The sequence below is a fragment of the Ruegeria sp. BF10 genome, assembly GCF_056538725.1.
The window spans coordinates 390,578-408,927 of record NZ_JBQFTR010000001.1 but is presented as its reverse complement, the minus strand read 5'-3'; the positions used below and the strand labels follow the sequence as shown (position 1 = coordinate 408,927).

General features: G+C 59.6%; 22 protein-coding genes. 8 read left to right on the top strand and 14 right to left on the bottom strand.

Going from position 1 to position 18,350, the window contains the following annotated elements; translation table 11 throughout:
• Window positions 1-7: 7 nt before the first annotated feature.
• Entirely contained in the window at window positions 8-1,963 is a 1,956-nt protein-coding gene (locus tag ACR0DJ_RS02155) for an AsmA family protein (protein WP_480683714.1), read from the bottom strand.
• 94 nt (window positions 1,964-2,057) lie between these two features.
• Here ACR0DJ_RS02155 and rimO point away from each other — a divergent pair, with 94 nt between their 5' ends.
• Window positions 2,058-3,446: a 30S ribosomal protein S12 methylthiotransferase RimO gene (rimO, locus tag ACR0DJ_RS02150; RefSeq protein WP_480683713.1), complete on the top strand. Its 1,389-nt coding sequence runs from the start codon at window positions 2,058-2,060 to the stop codon at window positions 3,444-3,446.
• Window positions 3,447-3,559: 113 nt separating this feature from the next.
• On the top strand, window positions 3,560-3,919 hold the full coding sequence (locus ACR0DJ_RS02145; RefSeq protein ID WP_480683712.1) for a hypothetical protein: 360 nt from the start codon (window positions 3,560-3,562) through the stop codon (window positions 3,917-3,919).
• A gap of 133 nt (window positions 3,920-4,052) precedes the next feature.
• On the opposite strand, the gene ACR0DJ_RS02140 is transcribed toward ACR0DJ_RS02145, so the two are convergent.
• Window positions 4,053-4,241, bottom strand: a complete 189-nt coding sequence (locus tag ACR0DJ_RS02140) for a hypothetical protein (protein ID WP_170346096.1) — start codon at window positions 4,239-4,241, stop codon at window positions 4,053-4,055.
• Between the two features lie 230 nt (window positions 4,242-4,471).
• Between ACR0DJ_RS02140 and ACR0DJ_RS02135 the strand changes: the two genes are divergently transcribed.
• Complete coding sequence (locus ACR0DJ_RS02135; protein WP_170346095.1) at window positions 4,472-4,714, top strand: CDGSH iron-sulfur domain-containing protein; 243 nt, start codon at window positions 4,472-4,474, stop codon at window positions 4,712-4,714.
• Here the strand turns inward: ACR0DJ_RS02135 and ACR0DJ_RS02130 are convergent, their stop codons facing one another.
• The 5 genes from ACR0DJ_RS02130 to ACR0DJ_RS02110 form a co-directional block, all read right to left on the bottom strand.
• Window positions 4,715-4,975: a DUF6455 family protein gene (locus ACR0DJ_RS02130; RefSeq protein ID WP_480683711.1), complete on the bottom strand. Its 261-nt coding sequence runs from the start codon at window positions 4,973-4,975 to the stop codon at window positions 4,715-4,717.
• Complete coding sequence (locus ACR0DJ_RS02125; RefSeq protein WP_170346093.1) at window positions 4,975-5,244, bottom strand: DUF6455 family protein; 270 nt, start codon at window positions 5,242-5,244, stop codon at window positions 4,975-4,977. The genes ACR0DJ_RS02130 and ACR0DJ_RS02125 overlap by 1 nt, the downstream gene beginning before the upstream one ends.
• 14 nt (window positions 5,245-5,258) lie before the next feature.
• Window positions 5,259-5,510 (bottom strand): DUF6455 family protein, encoded by a 252-nt coding sequence (locus ACR0DJ_RS02120; RefSeq protein WP_117867945.1) that lies wholly within the window; start codon window positions 5,508-5,510, stop codon window positions 5,259-5,261.
• 69 nt (window positions 5,511-5,579) lie between these two features.
• On the bottom strand, window positions 5,580-5,948 hold the full coding sequence (locus ACR0DJ_RS02115; RefSeq protein WP_480683709.1) for a YigZ family protein: 369 nt from the start codon (window positions 5,946-5,948) through the stop codon (window positions 5,580-5,582).
• Window positions 5,945-6,652, bottom strand: coding sequence for a M48 family metallopeptidase (locus ACR0DJ_RS02110; RefSeq protein ID WP_170346091.1), 708 nt, complete (start codon window positions 6,650-6,652; stop codon window positions 5,945-5,947). The genes ACR0DJ_RS02115 and ACR0DJ_RS02110 overlap by 4 nt, the downstream gene beginning before the upstream one ends.
• A gap of 120 nt (window positions 6,653-6,772) precedes the next feature.
• On the opposite strand from ACR0DJ_RS02110, the gene ACR0DJ_RS02105 reads away from it, so the two are divergent.
• The gene (locus tag ACR0DJ_RS02105) at window positions 6,773-7,021 is read left to right on the top strand and encodes a hypothetical protein (RefSeq protein ID WP_170346090.1); all 249 of its coding nucleotides are present in this window, start codon (window positions 6,773-6,775) and stop codon (window positions 7,019-7,021) included.
• On the opposite strand, the gene ACR0DJ_RS02100 is transcribed toward ACR0DJ_RS02105, so the two are convergent.
• The gene (locus ACR0DJ_RS02100) at window positions 7,009-7,284 is read right to left on the bottom strand and encodes a DUF167 domain-containing protein (protein WP_171638940.1); all 276 of its coding nucleotides are present in this window, start codon (window positions 7,282-7,284) and stop codon (window positions 7,009-7,011) included. The genes ACR0DJ_RS02105 and ACR0DJ_RS02100 overlap by 13 nt on opposite strands.
• A 135-nt stretch (window positions 7,285-7,419) precedes the next feature.
• Here ACR0DJ_RS02100 and ACR0DJ_RS02095 point away from each other — a divergent pair, with 135 nt between their 5' ends.
• The gene (locus tag ACR0DJ_RS02095; RefSeq protein ID WP_480683707.1) at window positions 7,420-7,998 is read left to right on the top strand and encodes a nitroreductase family protein; all 579 of its coding nucleotides are present in this window, start codon (window positions 7,420-7,422) and stop codon (window positions 7,996-7,998) included.
• A complete protein-coding gene (locus tag ACR0DJ_RS02090; RefSeq protein WP_480683706.1) occupies window positions 7,995-8,693 on the top strand; it encodes an EI24 domain-containing protein in 699 nt (232 codons plus the stop codon). Before ACR0DJ_RS02095 ends, ACR0DJ_RS02090 begins: the two co-directional genes overlap by 4 nt.
• 6 nt (window positions 8,694-8,699) lie before the next feature.
• Here the strand turns inward: ACR0DJ_RS02090 and ACR0DJ_RS02085 are convergent, their stop codons facing one another.
• Window positions 8,700-8,972 (bottom strand): DUF1467 family protein, encoded by a 273-nt coding sequence (locus tag ACR0DJ_RS02085; RefSeq protein ID WP_117867937.1) that lies wholly within the window; start codon window positions 8,970-8,972, stop codon window positions 8,700-8,702.
• Window positions 8,973-8,995: 23 nt separating this feature from the next.
• Window positions 8,996-9,400 carry a methylmalonyl-CoA epimerase gene (mce, locus tag ACR0DJ_RS02080; RefSeq protein ID WP_480683704.1) on the bottom strand — a complete coding sequence of 135 codons (405 nt, stop codon included), beginning with the start codon at window positions 9,398-9,400 and terminating at the stop codon, window positions 8,996-8,998.
• Between the two features lie 136 nt (window positions 9,401-9,536).
• Between mce and ACR0DJ_RS02075 the strand changes: the two genes are divergently transcribed.
• Window positions 9,537-10,256, top strand: coding sequence for a response regulator (locus tag ACR0DJ_RS02075; RefSeq protein WP_170346085.1), 720 nt, complete (start codon window positions 9,537-9,539; stop codon window positions 10,254-10,256).
• Window positions 10,257-10,428: 172 nt separating this feature from the next.
• On the opposite strand, the gene aspS is transcribed toward ACR0DJ_RS02075, so the two are convergent.
• The 4 genes from aspS to ACR0DJ_RS02055 form a co-directional block, all read right to left on the bottom strand.
• Window positions 10,429-12,207, bottom strand: a complete 1,779-nt coding sequence (gene aspS / locus ACR0DJ_RS02070; RefSeq protein WP_170346084.1) for an aspartate--tRNA ligase — start codon at window positions 12,205-12,207, stop codon at window positions 10,429-10,431.
• Between the two features lie 77 nt (window positions 12,208-12,284).
• Window positions 12,285-12,956, bottom strand: coding sequence for a CPBP family intramembrane glutamic endopeptidase (locus ACR0DJ_RS02065; protein ID WP_480683703.1), 672 nt, complete (start codon window positions 12,954-12,956; stop codon window positions 12,285-12,287).
• Entirely contained in the window at window positions 12,953-13,600 is a 648-nt protein-coding gene (locus ACR0DJ_RS02060) for an aminotransferase class IV family protein (protein ID WP_480683702.1), read from the bottom strand. The genes ACR0DJ_RS02065 and ACR0DJ_RS02060 overlap by 4 nt, the downstream gene beginning before the upstream one ends.
• Complete coding sequence (locus tag ACR0DJ_RS02055; protein WP_480683701.1) at window positions 13,555-14,682, bottom strand: aminodeoxychorismate synthase component I; 1,128 nt, start codon at window positions 14,680-14,682, stop codon at window positions 13,555-13,557. Before ACR0DJ_RS02055 ends, ACR0DJ_RS02060 begins: the two co-directional genes overlap by 46 nt.
• A 190-nt stretch (window positions 14,683-14,872) precedes the next feature.
• Between ACR0DJ_RS02055 and carB the strand changes: the two genes are divergently transcribed.
• On the top strand, window positions 14,873-18,217 hold the full coding sequence (carB, locus tag ACR0DJ_RS02050) for a carbamoyl-phosphate synthase large subunit (RefSeq protein ID WP_425078820.1): 3,345 nt from the start codon (window positions 14,873-14,875) through the stop codon (window positions 18,215-18,217).
• Window positions 18,218-18,350 lie beyond the last annotated feature (133 nt).

Below are 18,350 nucleotides of genomic sequence, written 5' to 3'. Positions count from 1 at the left end.
TGGTTGCTCAGTCGCCGCCGAATAATTTGAGCAGACCTTTCTTGGCCTCTTCTTCAAGCTTGTTCTTGATGGCGTCTTCGATCTGATCACTGTCGGTGATCGTCGTATCCAATTCGTTGCCGACCTTATCAAAAACCTTCTGTTTGGCGTCGTCTTCCAGTTCTTTGACCTTCACATCCGCGGCCGCCTCGATCACCTTGGTCAGGTCCGGCTTGATCGACGGGTCGCTCCAGGGGCCTTTGATGTGAACGGGAACCGATATCCCCTGCCCGGAATTGGCACGCAACGCCACGGGCGTGAACAGATAGTCGATGTTGCGAGCCCCCAGATCCACGGTGCCGGTGCCATCTGCACGGAAATTCTTCAGTGACATGAGCAGATCACTGTTCGTCAACACGCCCTGATCGATGGTGAAACTGGCCGTCAGGCTGTTGAACACGGTGGTTCCGCCTGATCCGGTGCCCTGCCCCATCAATCGGTCCAGATCGAGCCCGGAAATCACTCCGGGACCGACATCCAGGTTTCCCTTGCCGCTGAGGGACCGCATGATCTGATCCTCGGACTGACCAACGCCCAGAAACTCAAATGCTCCCGCAGCGGTTCCCGACAGGCGTTTGACCCCGGCCATCGTGGTCAGTGCCTGTTCCAGATCGATCCCGGTGGCGGTCACGTTGCCGCCGACAGACAGGCCGTTGCGGTTGTTGGCAACCACCTGACCCTTCAGTTGCCCCGAAAACAGCGTGGCCGGGTGCATGTCCAGAACGGCCCGCGACCGATCCAGCGACAGGGTCAGGTCACTTTTGCCGAACGTCATTCCGGGCACGGCGATCGAGTTGGCCGTCAAGCGAATCTTACCGTTCGCCAAGGCCAGAGCGGACGCGTCGATAGGGTCCTTCGACCACCCCTCAGGTGCAGGAGCGTTTGCCTGAGACGTGCTGCTTGGGGCAGAACCCGTTTCGGAAATCCGCGACAGATCCAGATCACCGGCATCCAGACGGGCCACGATACGCGGCGGGTCCGAGATGGTGATATCCGCCTCACCCACGAACCGGTTGTCATCCAATTGCGCAACCATGTTCCGCATGGAAATCCGCCCGTCCTGCGTATATGTCATCTGCGCTGAAATGTCGGCGATTTTGCCCAATCCGGGCGGTACAGATGTGCCAGCCTGACCGAAGGCGGCAAGCATTCTTTCAGTGTCCCGCGTCACGACCTTGATGGTTCCATCCATTTCACCCGTAAGATTGACGCGTCCTTCAAATCCGATCTCGCCGCCCGGAGCCGTCAACGCCAGTTCCAGATCAGTCACTGACCCGGCCGCAAAAGCCGGTAAATCCGGGATTTTCAGATCAACCTGAACCGCACCTCCGGGCACTGGCATGGCGGCCTCCATCACCAACGGGGCCGTCACCTCGGGCCAGCTTGCAGATAGTGTCACGCCCGAGAAGTCCATCTGCGTGACGCCATTTTCCACGTAAATCAGCCGTGCATTTGTCAGCTCCAGTTGATCCAGCGTGACCTGCCCCGAGGGCTCAGCGGGCGTGGTGCCCCCGGTCGTGGCCGCAGTTGTCGCTGTTGTTGGGGTGCTCAATTCCCAATTGCCGCGCCCATCGGATCGTTCCAACCGCAACACGGGATTGTCTGCAAAAACACGTTTGATCCGCAGATCCCCGTTCAACAGCCCGGCAGCGTCCACCCCGACGGCCAGGCTATCCGCGCTGAGCATCGGCTCCGGTCCGGCCCAGCTTGCGTTGCCGAAACGCACCGGCCCGGTCTCCATCCCGACCACCGGCCAGAAGGATATGCGCACATCGCCGGTCAGTGTCAGATCCCTCCCGGTCTGCGCCTTGACCTGCTCGGCCAGAATCGCGGCAAGCTTCTCCCCCGGCATCAGCAACAGCGCGCCGATGATCAACGCGACCACGGCTACAACAATAAACAGGATGCGCATCAGCCATTTCATAGTCTGCTCTCCGCCTTTTGGCTTGTCATTGCCGTGATCATTCAAATCACACGTCACATTTGCAAGGGGAAGCTTTCCCCACTATATGCCGCGCATGACGACGAACCCGCCAAACCTCCGCCCCGACCTGGCGCCTGCTGCCCGGATCACCGAGACGCCCCAATCAAACCAGCCGACCATCGGTATGGTGTCCTTGGGCTGCCCAAAGGCGTTGGTCGACAGTGAACGCATTCTGACCCGGCTGCGTGCCGAAGGATACGGCATTTCGCCAGATTATGCCGGGGCCGATGCCGTCATTGTGAACACCTGCGGGTTCCTTGACAGCGCCAAGGCGGAATCGCTGGACGCGATCGGAGAGGCGCTGGTGGAAAACGGCAAGGTCATCGTAACCGGCTGTCTGGGCGCAGAACCGGATTACATTCGCGAGCATCACCCCCGCATCATGGCTGTCACCGGCCCGCACCAATACGAGCAGGTGCTGGATGCGGTGCACGCCGCCGTGCCACCCGACCCTGATCCGTTCGTGGACCTGTTACCCGCCAGCAGCGTTCAGTTGACGCCGCGCCACTACAGCTATCTGAAAATTTCCGAGGGCTGCAACCACAAGTGCAAGTTCTGCATCATCCCCGACATGCGCGGAAAGCTGGCCAGCCGCCCGGCGCATGCGGTTCTGCGCGAGGCGGAAAAGCTGGTCGACAATGGCGTGCGTGAATTGCTGGTGATTTCGCAGGACACCTCGGCCTACGGGCTGGACCGCAAATACGATGTGAACCCTTGGAAAGACGGTGAAGTACGCAGCCATATCACCGATCTGGCGCGTGAACTGGGGCAGTTGGATGCCTGGGTGCGGCTGCACTATGTGTATCCCTATCCGCATGTGCGGGACCTGATTCCGCTGATGGCGGATGCCGGGTGCAACGTGCTGCCTTATCTGGATATCCCGTTTCAACACGCCCACCCGGACGTTCTGAAACGCATGGCACGCCCGGCCGCGTCGGCCAGAACGCTGGATGAAATCAAGGCCTGGCGCGCGATCTGCCCGGGTATCACCCTGCGATCAACCTTTATCGTCGGCTATCCGGGCGAGACCGAAGCCGAATTCCAGACCCTGCTGGACTGGATTGACGAGGCACAACTGGATCGTGTCGGGTGTTTTCAGTATGAAAACGTGGATGGCGCGCGCTCGAACGACCTGCCCGATCACGTCCCGGCCGAAATCAAGCAGGAGCGCTGGGATCGCTTCATGGAAAAGGCTCAAGCGATCTCGGAGGCCAAGTTGCAGGCGAAGGTCGGACAGACGCTTGAGGTGATCGTGGACGAGGTCGACGACGAGGCCGCCACCTGCCGCACCAAGGCAGACGCGCCCGAGATCGACGGCAACCTGTTCATCGATGAAGGGTTCGAAAACCTCAGGCCCGGTGACATCGTCACGGTCGAAGTGGACGAGGCCGGAGAATACGATTTGTGGGGTAAGCCCGTCTAAGGTCTGACACCGCGGTCGAGCACACGGCATATGGGCAAAGCGTGAACCGAGTTTACTGGCCGAACACGCGGTCAGACCCGATCTTGGACTGAAAGCCAATCACGGGGGTTTTCATGTCTTATATCTTCAAGCTTGGCCGGAAGGGTGTGATATTCCTGATCGCTGCGCATTTCGTGGCCACCCCCGGTTACGCCCAGCCCACACAGGTCGGCTCTGCCGGATTTATTGTGGTCGGCGGCAAAAATCTGAGCTTTCACAAAAACGGCCGTCACAAGATAAACCGGTATTACGTGGCCCCGAAAGCCAAGTCACACGCCAAGCACCCCAAGGCGCATATCAAAAAACCGACCACGGTTTATCGATACACCGCCCCCAAACGGCGTGTCCTCGGGCATATCCCCTATGGGGCGGTCAAGCGTCACAAATACAAATCATTCAAATTCAAGCATTCCTACGGCTTCAAAAGGCACTAAACAGGGGTCGCATACCGCGACAAAGCACTTGCCGACAGCCGCAAAAACGCAGGCAAGAAAAAACCGCCACGAATGGCGGCGGTCGTTCCCGAAAGGGTGCAGACGGTCCGCGTCCGGGCCGCCTGCGAATGGCTTACTGAGTAACCGGATTACAGACCGTCTGGCCTGCTTCGGTTGTGGCAAGTTCATAGCCACCCGGGCAGCTGGGCGTGCCGGCTTTGTCATAGCTGGGCTGAACGTAAACAGGTGTCGGTTCTTCCTGCTGTGCACAGGCAGTCAGGATCAGTGCAAATGCGCCAACGGCGGCGAGTTTCAGTTTCATGTCCGTCAATCCTTTATTACTTTTCTGATATTGCCCAGCTTTTCGGGGCCGGGTTCAGAATACGGGTTGAACGACTATCTGGCAACTGAATCGATCACGACTTCGTGAGTCACAGCGAATCCATGCCAATCCAATGGCGCAATGACGTTCCTTGCGGCGTCAAACCTATCCTTCTGACTACGACGCCCTAAACTGTTTCAGCACATTCAGCCAAAAGACGGAGAAGCCACATGTCAAACGCACCCATCATTGCCCGGAAATCGCCCTTTCCGGTCGAGGTCGTTCAGGGAAAAACCTATTTCTGGTGTGCGTGCGGAAAATCCGGCCGCCAGCCGTTTTGCGACGGCTCGCACAAAGGCACCGGATTTGAGCCTGTGAAATATACAGCGGAAGACAGTAAGAAGGTTTTCTTCTGTGGGTGCAAACACAGTTCGAAACCGCCTTTGTGCGACGGAACGCACAACGGGCTTTGATCAGGTTTTCAACCCATTCAATACCTCGGCATTCGGGCAAAAATCCGGGGCCGTGGCCGCTGTGCCCTGTTGCCGGGCAAGCCAATACTCGCATTGCAAATCACATCCGGCAGCGCGACACCGCGTGACAAGCTCGGCGTATTGTTCCGGCGAAAGGCGTCCTTCGGCCATCACTTCGGTCATGGAAATGCCCATACAGCGCGAAACCGAGCGTGTAAGCCAGAAATGCTTTTCGATTTCCCCCAACGCGACCTGAGACATCAAGCGTGCTCCTTCTGCTTGGTTTTGAGGGCGGCAAAAAACGTGCGATTCGGGCATGTCGACGGTGCCTGTTCAACCTGTTCGCGCCGTTCCAACCATTCCGGGCAGTCCTTGGCCCAGGAACAGCCGCGGCACTGCTGCACGATTTCAGCCCATTCTTCCTGTTTCAGATGACCGCTCCGATAGGCCGCGGCCAAATCGGCTCCGGTTGCCTGCCCCATGCGCAACACCAAACGCAGATGGGTCATGATTTCGCCCAGACGTGTCATGGCACACCCGTATGTCAAGGCAGGAGATTGTCGAGCAATTCCTGGTTTCGGCAGTATTCGGGCGTACGCCGAGCAGAACCGGGATTGTTCAGCAAACTCTTGCAGTGATCCGGGTTCGGGCAGTCGGTACAGCGCAAAACAGCGTCAGAGATCTGGTCCACGGAAACGGAGCCATCAATGGCGGCTTCCTCAAGATCAATGTCCAGCATTCTGGCCATATCGTCCACCAATCCGGCATGCAGCCGCAGGGTCTCTTGGGTAGGCATGCTGTTTCCTCTCGCTTTCACGCTGTGTCCAAAGGGTAGCGCATCCGCGAGGGCAAACATTGACTCAGGTCAAGATTGGATGCCGATGTGATCCAGATAGGCCCGCGTGGCATCCTGAACACGGCGAAAGCGATCCCCGCCCAGTTTCTTGCCGCCATACCAGCGCGTCACGATAATTACATGATCCTTTAACCCGGCGCGTTCGATCATCCGAAGGATCACCATGCCCGCGCCGCTTTCCCCGTCATCGGCCTTCAAGGCGCCGGTCGGCAAAGCCGCAGCCCAGGTGTTATGGGTGGCCTTGGCATAGCTCTTGTCGGATTTCAAATCCTCCAGAACGGCGTCGATTTCAGCCCGCGTCGTGACCTGCGCGCCTGACACCGCGTATTTCGAGCCGCGATCCGTCAGGACGACACCCAGACACGTAAGCGCGGTCATTGGGACAGACCCAGTTGCTCTGCTGTCTCCAGCACGATCTGAACGCGTTGAGCATTTGGCGGGTGGGTTCCCAAAAACCTGTCACCGGGATCCGGGATGCGATCAAAGAATTTTGCCCCAACCAACGGATTGTATCCAGCGTTATAGGTGATGATGGTTCCCAACTGGTCTGCCTCCAGCTCAAAGTCTTTCACATAAGCCTGAACGCCGACCTGCGCGCCCAGCTTTTGCGCCTCTTCAATGGCGGCGGCGTCCCCGCCGCGCAACTCTGCCACCCGCCCGAACTCGGCCGCGCTGGCGCTGGCGATTTCACTCTGCCTGGCGATGTGCCCCAACACGTGGTGGGCTGCTTCATGCCCCATGACAAACGCCAGTTCATCCGCGTTCTTGGTGGATTCGATCATCGAGCGGGTGAATATGATCACCGGCTGCTTGTTTTCATCCAGCGTCTGGAATGCATTGACCGAAGCCCGAGGGTTCAGGTCGACAAGAATCCGAAAGTCGCAATTCTGCCCGGTCGTCTGTTTCAGACACTGTCTGCGGGCTTCTGCCCCGACCGCCCGGCTGACCTCGCGAAAGGTCTGCACCATCGGTTCTGCCTCTGGCTCATCCCCCAGCCATTCCTCGGCGGGCTGGACGCGCAGGGCCCCCTCTCCACACGCCGCAAGCAGCAGGGACAGCAATAAAACAAACCAAATGCGCATGTCATATCCTTTGAGACCGAATGGCCGTGATTTCAACATAGTACGCCCGTGCCGGCGAAACCACACCGGCGGTTCAACGAACGGCTTGCATTGCGCCTCGGCGGCTTGCACTCTGGCCTCATGTTTACGATTGAGCATGAATTCGACTCGACGGTCATTACGCTTGTGGACGAAGGTGAACAACCTTTGCAGGAAGATGTGGTGATCAACAATTTCGCGGAATGCGTCACGCTGGAACAACTTGATCCCCGCACCGATCAAATACAGAAGATCACTTTGTCACCCGAGCAGGTGCGGGATCTGGCGGCCGCGCTGGATCTGCCCGAAGGTGTTTATCAAATTCGCGAAACCGGGCCTCAGGGGTCATAGGCAAACAGCTTGATCCGTGCGGATTGCCCCTGCTTCAGCGTCAGGGTCGAGGGCGCGACGCCAAGGCATTCTGCAAGCAGCAACTGCACGGCCCTGTTGGCCTTGCCGCTTTCCGGCGGGGCCGTAACGAATACCTTGATCTGCCCGTCTTCGACGCTCACCCGATCGCGGGCCGCCTTGGGCGTCACCTTCAATTGGAACACGGCCCCGGCCTGCGCCATCGCGCTGAGATCCGGCAGATCACGCAGCTTGGATTTCGCCATTGTCTCCTCTTCTTTCTCAAAGTCTTGCACGAAGCTCGTCGTAATGAAATTGATCCACGCAATCCATTGGCGTGCCCTTGAAACGGGCAGGATACCGACCAAGATACAGAGTCGTGATGTAAAGGAAGTTAACATATGTCCCTGAAAAACCCCGCCGCTCTGGAGTTTTTGCAGTCGCGCCGGTCCCGGCCGGCCAAGACACTGGTTGCTCCGGCCCCAACCCGGGAGGAGTTGCTGCCATTGCTGACGGCCGCCGCCCGCAGCCCCGATCACGGCAAACTGGAGCCCTGGCGATTCATCGTTCTGGAAAAGGGCGCGATGCCACGTCTGGCGACCCTGACCGAGGCCTGCGGGCAAAGGCTGAACAAAAGCCCGGAAGACATCGCCAAGGCGCGCAGCCAGTTCGATATGGGGCATCTGGCCGTCGCGGTCATCGAGGTTCGCAAGCAATTCGAAAAGATCCCAGCGATCGAACAATCCTACTCTGCTGGCGCGGTCTGTCTGGCGCTGCTGAATGCCGCGCTGGCTGCGGGCTGGGGCGCCAATTGGCTGTCGGGTTGGCAAACACATGATCGCGAATTCTGTGTCGATGCTTTCGGGCTTGCCGAAAACGAACGCGTGGCCGGTTTGATTCATATCGCCACCGAGGGAGCGACCCCTCCGGAACGCCCCCGGCCCGACGTGGCCGCGTTGACAGAGTGGGTTACGGAATGATCATCCTGAACGCCTTTTTCAGCGCACTTGGCCAGACCGGAGACCCCAGGTTTCGCGCCGTATTGCTGCGCGGCGTGGGTCTGACCATTCTGCTGCTGGTTCTGGCCTGTGCAGGTGCGATCTGGTTGATCAACTGGCTGTCAGGCAGCGAAATCTCACTGCCGTTCGTGGGGGCTGTGCCGTGGCTGAACGACGTTCTGAACTATTCCGGTATCGTGCTCGTCCTGATCCTGCCCGTTTTTCTGATGGTGCCGGTCGCGTCGGCCATCACCTCGATCTTTCTGGACGAGGTGGCACAGGCGGTTGAGGACAAGCATTTTCCGGCGTTGCCGCCCGCACGGCGCATCCCGGCCTCAGAGGCGCTTATGGACGGTCTCAGCTTCCTTGGCGTTCTGATTGTGGCAAACCTGCTGGCGCTGATCCTCTATGCGATTTTCACCCCGCTTGCGCCTTTCATCTTCTGGGCGATGAACGGATTTTTGCTGGGGCGTGAATACTTTACCCTTGCCGCGATGCGAAGGATCGGGCGCGACGGCGCGCGCAAGCTGCGGGCCAAACATTCAACGACGATCTGGGTGGCTGGCACATTGATGGCCATTCCGCTTTCAGTGCCGCTGGTGAACCTGGTGATCCCGATCCTCGGGGCCGCCACGTTCACCCATATCTATCACGCCGTGTCGGGCCAAAAGGCCTGACGGGGATTATCTTGGCTCCAGTTGGTTCAGCCAGTCGAAATCCCGCACCGAGATCACGCCCGACAGGATGATCCCGGCGATGATCGCCCACAGAACCACAGAGATACCGGTGGTGATCCACATCTTTCTTTTCATGTGATGCACTTCCGGCGCGCCCGCATGCGTGCCGGGAACGATGTCACCCAGATCGCCCTGGGTTTTGATGCGAATGGGCAGCACCACCAACAACGTCATGAACCAGATGACGGCGAACAACACCAGCGCGGCAGTAATGGTCATTTCGGGCCCTCCGGGGCTGGGGGTTATACCTGCTCCAGCTCGACCAGGCAGCCGTTGAAATCCTTGGGGTGCAGAAACAGAACCGGTTTTCCATGCGCACCGATCTTGGGCTCACCTGATCCCAGAACACGGGCTCCGGTCGCTTTCAGATGATCACGGGCCGCGATGATATCCTCGACCTCGTAACATACATGGTGGATGCCGCCGGCCGGGTTCTTTTCCAAAAACCCGTTGATCGGGCTTTCGTCACCCAGCGGATACAGAAGTTCGATCTTGGTGTTGGGCAGTTCGATGAACACGACCGTGACACCGTGATCCGGCTCGTCCTGCGGCGCGCCGACTTTGGCGCCCAGCGCGTTGCGGTATTGCTCGGACGCCGCCTCAAGATCCGGTACGGCGATGGCGACGTGGTTCAGACGTCCAATCATGTCTTACTCCTGCTGTCCTGCGTTGCATGGGTTATGGGGGCTGACCCGCCAAAGGACAAGTGCGCCAAATCGCGCGTTAACGTCGTGTTAGCCAGAAGTTCCTAGCGTGAAGCATCTGCTGCATAGGAGAGCTGCCATGGACGATTCGGGCCTACTTGCCACCACCACCGCCGCGCCCACCGCGACTCGACCCTTGCTGGGTCAGACCATACTGGTTGTCGAAGACAGCCGGTACGCTTGCGATGCCATCCGCCTGATGTGCCTGCACAGCGGCGCGCGCATTCGCCGTGCGGATTGCCTGAAATCGGCCCGAAGGCATCTACAGATCTATCGGCCTTCGGTCATCCTGGTCGATATGGGCCTGCCGGACGGATCCGGTGCCGACCTGATCGCCGAATTGGCCGAGGCCACGCCCCGTATCAGTGTCATCATGGGCCTGTCGGGCGATGACGGCAGTGAAGACATGGCTCTTGCGGCCGGAGCGGATGGGTTTTTGTCCAAGCCGCTAAAATCAATGTCTCATTTTCAGAAATCCATTCTGGAACGCCTGCCGGAGGATCGGCGGCCCAGCGGGCTTCATGCCGTGCGCGATGAAATCATCCGCCCGGACCCTCTGGCCTATCAGGACGACATGGCCCATATCGCCGATGTGCTCGCAGGTCCCAACGATCATCGTACCTTGGACTACGCCGCTCAGTTCCTGCACGGCGTCGCGCGCGAGGCAAATGACAGGCCCCTGGCGGAAGCCGCGCGAAAGCTGGCATTGTCACGCGCAAACGGGACGCCGATCATGGCGCAGGCAGCGCAGGTTGCCGGGATGGTGCAGAACCGACTGGAACAGCGAGAGGCGATTTGAAATGGTGACAGCCTATTTCATCACTGCGACCCTTCTGTGCATCTGGCTGTACCGCCAAACACGGCATGCCGCGCGTTCCATACGCGTCAATCGAGACAATCTGAAAAACCCACTGGACTGACACACGCAGCCTGCGTGAAAAAAACCGCCCGCGACAAGCGGGCGGTTTTTTTTACTGGTCCTGAGGGATAATGCGAAGACCCAACTCCATCAACTGATCCGAGGTCGGATCCGAAGGTGCGTCCATCATCAAGTCTTCGGCACGCTGGTTCATCGGGAACATCATGACTTCGCGGATATTGGCCTCATCTGCCAACAGCATCACGATCCGGTCGATACCAGCCGCACATCCACCGTGTGGCGGGGCGCCGTAGTGGAAGGCATTGAACAGGGCACCAAAGCGGGATTTTACTTCATCCTCGCCATAGCCTGCCAGTTCAAAGGCCTTCAGCATGATTTCCGGCTTGTGGTTCCGGATCGCGCCTGAAACCAGCTCGTACCCGTTACACGCCAGATCATACTGGTAGCCGCGCACATCCAGCGGGTTGCCCTGCAACGCTTCCATGCCGCCCTGCGGCATCGAGAACGGGTTGTGTTCAAAGTCGATGGCGCCGGTTTCTTCGTCCTGTTCATAGATCGGGAAGTCCACGATCCAGGCAAAGGCAAAACGGTCTTTTTCGGTCAGATTCAATTCCTCACCGATCACGTCACGCGCCTTACCGGCAACCTTTTCAAAGGCTTTTGGCTTGCCGCCCAGGAAGAAGGCTGCATCGCCAACGCCCAGACCCAGTTGCTGACGGATTGCCTCGGTGCGTTCGGGGCCGATGTTCTTGGCCAGCGGTCCCGCAGCCTCCATCCCCTCACCCTGATCGCGCCAGAAGATATAGCCCATCCCCGGCAGACCCTCTTTCTGGGCAAAGGCGTTCATGCGGTCGCAGAACTTGCGGCTGCCGCCGCCTGGCGCGGGAATCGCCCGAATCTCGGTGCCTTCCTGTTCAAGCAGCTTCGCGAAGATTGCGAAACCGGAACCGCGGAAATGCTCGGAAACCACCTGCATCTTGATGGGGTTCCGCAGATCCGGCTTGTCGGTGCCATACCACAGCGCCGCGTCCTTGTAGGAAATTTGCGGCCAGTCCTGATCAACCTTGCGCCCGCCGCCAAATTCTTCGAACACGCCGGTCAGAACGGGTTGAATGACGTCGAACACGTCCTGCTGTTCGACAAAGGACATCTCGAGGTCCAGCTGGTAGAAATCGGTGGGCGAGCGGTCGGCGCGCGGGTCTTCGTCGCGAAAGCAGGGCGCGATCTGGAAATACTTGTCGAAGCCCGACACCATGATCAGCTGCTTGAACTGCTGCGGGGCTTGCGGCAACGCATAGAATTTGCCCGGATGCAGGCGCGAAGGCACCAGGAAGTCGCGCGCGCCTTCGGGCGACGAGGCGGTGATGATCGGCGTCTGGTATTCGCGAAAGCCCTGATCCCACATACGTTTGCGCATGGACGCAACCACGTCCGAGCGCAGGGTCATGTTCCGCTGCATCGCCTCGCGGCGCAGGTCCAGATAACGATAACGCAGGCGGGTTTCCTCGGGGTATTCCTGATCGCCGAAGACCATCAGCGGCAATTCGTCGGCGGCCCCCAGAACTTCCAGCTCGCGTACATAAACTTCGATCTCGCCGGTGGGCAGTTTCGGGTTCACCAGGTCCGGGTCACGGGCTTTGACGGTGCCATCGATGCGGATGCACCATTCGGACCGCACTTTTTCAAGCTCGGCAAAAGCGGCGCTGTCGCCGTCGCACAGGATCTGGGTTACGCCGAAATGGTCGCGCAGGTCGATGAACAGCACGCCCCCATGATCTCGAACCCGATGCACCCAACCGGACAGGCGAACGGTTTCTCCAACATTGGCGGCGGTCAAGGCGGCGCAGGTGTGGCTGCGATAGGCGTGCATGGAATATCCCTTCGGGCGCAGAATTCGTCGCGCCGATACACCCTGTCAGACCCGGAAAGTCAAGGCGGGTCGCCCTTTCAAAACGGCCTTTGCACATTGCCTGAGTAGAAATAGACACCCAGCCCCACCGCAAAGATGATATTGCCGGCAATCGCGTGCAGCAGTACCGCATAGAAGAATGACCCGCGCTGCCGGTAGGCCCAGGTGAACAGTAGCCCGCCGACAAATGTCATCAGGGCGACGATCCAGCTCCAGTACATAAGGTGTGCGAACGAGAATATGGCCGCGTTCAGCAGATAGGCCGCACGCCCATCCGGCAGGATCGCGTGATAGCGGCGAAAGAACAAAGGGCGGAACAGCAGTTCTTGTGGCAGCGCTGACAACAGTGGGTAGCCGACCCAGATGAGCGCCAGCATTTCGGGGCGGTGCGTCAGCAGGAAGAACGCGGCTTCCGGGCGCGTGATCTGAATCAGCCCAACGCAAAAGGCAGAAACGGTGGCAGAGAACAGAGCCAACTCGCGCAGGGTCCAGTTGGCCCAGCCGTAACGAAGCTCGGCCCATTGAAACCCGGGCGTCCGGTGCAGCAGCACGATACCAAGCCCGGTCAGTGCAAACAGGGCCGGAAACATCCAGTTCGGTGGAAAGAGAACCGCGATCAGCAACGGCAATCCAATATAGAACATGCCAAATTCCAGCCGCAGCCGTCGCAATGCAACCGGCGGTCCGACCATCGTGCTGTTTTTTGTCACCCGTCTATCAGCTCCACCTCGATCAGTCCGCGCAGTGAGTTTCCGATCCGCACAGTTTGCGCATTTTTCAGGTCGGTCAAGGTCAGCACGGCTTCGGCGACCGCTTTGTTTTCCAGCAGTTCTTCGCGCAGTATCCCCGGCAAGAGCCCACAGGACAAAGCGGGCGTCAGAACCCGACCATCAGGCATTTCCAGAAACAGGTTCGTGATGGTACCCTCACAAAGTTCATCCAGTTCATTCAGAAACAACAGCTCGTCCACCCCCTCGGGCAGTGCGGCGCGCGCGGAATCATAGAGCGCACGGCGCGTGGTCTTGTGACGCAACCAAAGGTCATTCGAAGCCAGACGCTGATCTGACAGAGCGACGCGCCAGATCCCGGGATTGTCCACCAGGTCGCCGGTTGTCAGATCGATCGAGCCCGACACATCCAGCGTAAGGCGGCAACGCAGCGGGGTGTCACACGCGGCGCTTTTCAGCCGGGCGGTCGCTTCATCCGGATTGAAAGGAATCTCGAACACCCGCGCAGTGCGGGCCATTCTTGCAAGATGGCGGTCCAGCCTGACAAAGCCCTGATCCGGCCGGAAGGCCAGTGTCTCGATCAGGCTGAAATCAGGTTCAGCTGGCGGGCGAAGCGGGCTTTCCATAACGCCTCCTCATACTCTGACGGGGCGGTGCTGTCCCAAACGACACCGCCGCCTACGTTCAGAGTGGCCTGATCATCCTCAAGCATCAAGGTGCGGATGGCCACGTTGAACTCGGACCGACCATCAGGCGCGGCCCAACCAATCGTTCCGCAATAGATGTCGCGCGCCCATGGCTCCAGTTCCGCCAGAATTTCCATCGCGCGGATCTTGGGGGCTCCGGTGATCGATCCACAGGGAAACAGTGCGGTCAGTATTTCACCCAACCCAACGCATTTGTGCAGCTGCGCCCGCACCAGCGAGACCATCTGATGTACGGTGGCATAGGTTTCCACCCGGAACAGGTCAGGCACATGAACAGATCCGGGCAGCGCGACGCGGCTGATATCGTTGCGCAGCAAATCAACAATCATCAGGTTCTCGGCCCGGTTCTTTTCGTCCGCACTCAGAAAAGCCCGGCGGCGCGCGTCCTCATCCGGGTCTTCACTGCGCGGTTGCGTGCCCTTCATCGGTCGGGTTTCGATCTTTCCCGCCTCATCCGTTCGGAAAAACAATTCCGGCGAGCGGCTGAGCAGATCGGGCAGCCCATCCTGTTGCACCAGTGCTCCGTGGCCCACTGGCTGCCCCGCCGCCAGCGCGGCATAGAGCGTTTCGCTGATGCCCGAGACGGTCAGGTCAATCGGAAAGGTCAGGTTGGCCTGATAGATGTCGCCGGCACCGATGGCGTCATGCACGGCCCTGAAGGCCTTGCCATACCGCGCTTCATCCCAGCGGGGCCGGAATGCGCCCACCTCACCCGCAGGCGACGGAAGGGCGACCCGATCCGGCGCATCGTAAACCCCAAAGCACAACAAAGGCAGGCGGCGGTCTTCCGGCAAAAGACCGTTGAGCCGGGGCTCGAGCGCATAGCCCAGTTCGTAGCTGGCATACCCTGCCAGCCAGGCACCGTCTGCGCGCGCCTCATCCAGCGCCGCCAGAGCCTGGGGCACGTCCTCCGCCACATCCGCGCGGATCACCTGAGACGGACGCTGAAACCGGGTTCCTCGCCCGGCCGGTCCCTGATCGAAACGAATACGCACTTGCATCCTCATTTGCCGTGAGGGGCCATATAGAGAATACTCTGCCAAGTGAAAGAGGGGAAAGCGGCAATTTCGCCCCTGTTTCCGATACCTCTTGCACCTTTTCGCGCGGTCCCTATAACGCAGGACAATTTGGGCGCTGGGGCGGTGCCCCGACTCGCTGAAATGCCTCGCGGACAATCGAAGGAACAAGGCCATGCCGAGAAGAACCGACATCCAGTCGATCATGATCATTGGGGCGGGCCCCATTGTTATCGGTCAGGCCTGTGAATTCGACTATTCCGGTGCTCAGGCCTGCAAGGCCCTGCGAGAGGAAGGATACCGGGTCATTCTGGTGAACTCGAACCCGGCGACGATCATGACCGACCCCGGTCTGGCAGACGCCACCTATATCGAGCCGATTACACCCGAAGTGGTCGCCAAGATCATCGAGAAAGAACGCCCTGACGCCCTGTTGCCCACCATGGGCGGACAGACCGGCCTGAACACCTCGCTGGCACTGGAAGAGATGGGCGTGCTGGAGAAATTCGGGGTCGAGATGATCGGCGCCAAGCGCGAGGCCATCGAAATGGCCGAGGACCGCAAGCTGTTCCGCGAGGCGATGGATCGGCTGGGGCTGGAAAACCCGAAAGCGACCATCGTAACCGCACCCAAGCGCGAGGACGGAACCACCGATCTGGATGCCGGTGTGCAGATGGCGCTTGATGAGCTGGAAGAAATAGGCCTGCCCGCCATCATCCGCCCCGCCTTTACGCTGGGCGGCACCGGTGGCGGTGTGGCCTATAACCGCGAGGATTACATCCATTTCTGCCGCTCGGGCATGGATGCCTCGCCGGTCAATCAGATCCTTGTCGATGAAAGCCTGCTGGGCTGGAAGGAATACGAGATGGAGGTGGTCCGCGACACCGCTGACAACGCCATCATCGTCTGTTCCATCGAAAACGTCGATCCGATGGGCGTGCACACAGGTGACTCGATCACCGTGGCCCCTGCCCTGACGCTGACCGACAAGGAATACCAGATCATGCGCAACGGATCGATTGCCGTTCTGCGCGAGATCGGCGTCGAAACCGGTGGTTCGAACGTGCAATGGGCGATCAACCCCGATGACGGCCGCATGGTCGTGATCGAGATGAACCCGCGCGTGTCCCGGTCTTCTGCATTGGCATCGAAAGCGACCGGTTTCCCGATTGCCAAGATCGCAGCCAAGCTGGCCGTTGGTTACACGCTGGACGAGCTGGACAACGACATCACCAAGGTCACGCCTGCATCCTTCGAGCCGACCATCGATTATGTCGTCACCAAGATTCCGAAATTCGCGTTCGAGAAATTCCCCGGTTCGGAACCCTACCTGACCACCGCGATGAAGTCGGTGGGCGAGGCGATGTCGATCGGCCGCACGATCCACGAATCGATGCAAAAGGCGCTGGCGTCGATGGAATCGGGCCTGACCGGATTTGATGAGATCGAAATCCCCGGCCTGAACGTGGGCCTGTGGGACGAAGCCGATGACAAGGCCGCCGTGATCAAGGCGATCAGCCAGCAGACACCGGACCGTTTGCGCACCATTGCGCAAGCGATGCGCCATGGCCTGACCGATGACGAGATATTCGGTGTCACCAAGTTCGACCCGTGGTTCCTGGCCCGCATCCGCGAGATCATCGAGGCCGAACGTCAGGTACGCAAAGACGGCCTGCCCGTCACCGAGGACGGTATCCGCAAGCTGAAAATGCTGGGCTTTACCGACGCGCGTCTGGGCAAGCTGACGGGCCGCGACGAAGACAACGTTCGCCGTGCGCGCCGCAATCTGGGCGTTTCAGCGGTGTTCAAACGCATCGACACCTGCGCAGCCGAGTTCGAGGCGCAGACGCCTTACATGTATTCAACCTACGAAGCGCCCATGATGGGCGAGGTCGAATGCGAGGCGCGCCCGAGCGACCGCAAAAAGGTCGTCATTCTTGGCGGCGGCCCAAACCGCATCGGTCAGGGCATCGAGTTCGACTATTGCTGCTGCCACGCCTGCTTCGCACTGACCGAAGCGGGGTATGAAACCATCATGATCAACTGCAACCCCGAGACGGTTTCGACCGATTATGACACCTCGGATCGCTTGTATTTCGAGCCGCTGACCTTTGAACACGTCATGGAAATCCTGACGAAGGAACAGGAAAACGGCACGCTTCACGGTGTGATCGTTCAGTTCGGTGGACAGACACCGCTGAAACTGGCCAATGCGCTCGAGGCCGAGGGCATCCCGATCCTGGGCACCACGCCCGACGCGATCGACCTGGCCGAAGACCGCGAACGTTTTCAGGCGCTGGTCAATGAACTGGGGCTGAAACAGCCCAAGAACGGCATCGCCTCGACCGACGCTCAGGCGCTGGAGATTGCAGAAGAGATCGGCTTTCCGCTGGTGATCCGCCCCTCCTACGTTCTGGGTGGCCGCGCGATGGAGATCGTGCGCGATATGGATCAGTTGCGACGCTACATCAACGAAGCCGTGGTGGTCTCGGGCGACAGCCCCGTTCTGCTGGACAGCTATCTGGCCGGCGCGGTCGAGCTGGACGTGGACGCGCTGTGCGATGGCACCGACGTGCATGTGGCCGGTATCATGCAGCATATCGAAGAGGCCGGCGTGCATTCGGGCGACTCGGCCTGTTCGCTGCCGCCCTATTCGCTGTCGAAAGAGATCATCGCGCAGATCAAGGATCAGACGTTCAAGCTGGCCAAGGCATTGAACGTTGTCGGCCTGATGAATGTCCAGTTCGCGATCAAGGATGACGAGATCTACCTGATCGAGGTGAACCCGCGCGCCTCGCGCACCGTGCCGTTCGTGGCAAAGGCCACCGACAGCGCGATTGCGTCCATCGCCGCGCGCGTCATGGCGGGCGAAAAGCTGGCAAGTTTTCCGCAGCGCCCGCCATACAAGACCGTGGACGACACCAAGATCGCCGATCAGATGACGCTGGCCGACCCTGATATGCCATGGTTCTCGGTGAAAGAGGCGGTTCTGCCCTTCGCCCGTTTCCCGGGCGTCGATACCATCCTGGGTCCGGAAATGCGCTCGACCGGCGAGGTCATGGGCTGGGACCGCGATTTCCCGCGCGCTTTCCTCAAGGCGCAGATGGGCGCGGGCATGGTCCTGCCGACCTCGGGCCGGGCCTTCATTTCGATCAAGGATGCCGACAAGGGCGCGGCGATGCTCGAGGCCGCACAGGTTCTGGTCGAACAAGGCTTCACGCTGGTCGCCACCCGCGGCACGCAAAGCTGGCTGGCGGAACAGGGTGTGCCCTGCGACGTGGTCAACAAGGTCTATGAGGGCCGCCCGGACGTGGTCGACATGCTGAAAGACGGTCAGGTGCAGCTTTTGATGAACACCACCGAAGGCGCGCAGGCGGTCGAGGACAGCAAGGCCATCCGGTCCATCGCGCTTTATGACAAGATCCCATACTACACCACCGCCGCTGCAAGCCACGCTGCCGCGCTGGCGATCAAGGCGCAGGCCGAAGAGGATGTCGAGGTGAAGTCGCTACAGGGATAACCCGCCTGAGCCACAATTGGCTCATCAATGAACGAAAAGATGCGCGCCCGTTGACCTGAACTCAACGGGCGCGCATTTCGTTCAGGCATAAGGAGAATGAAACAATGCGCACATTTCTGGTTCTCGCAATCTT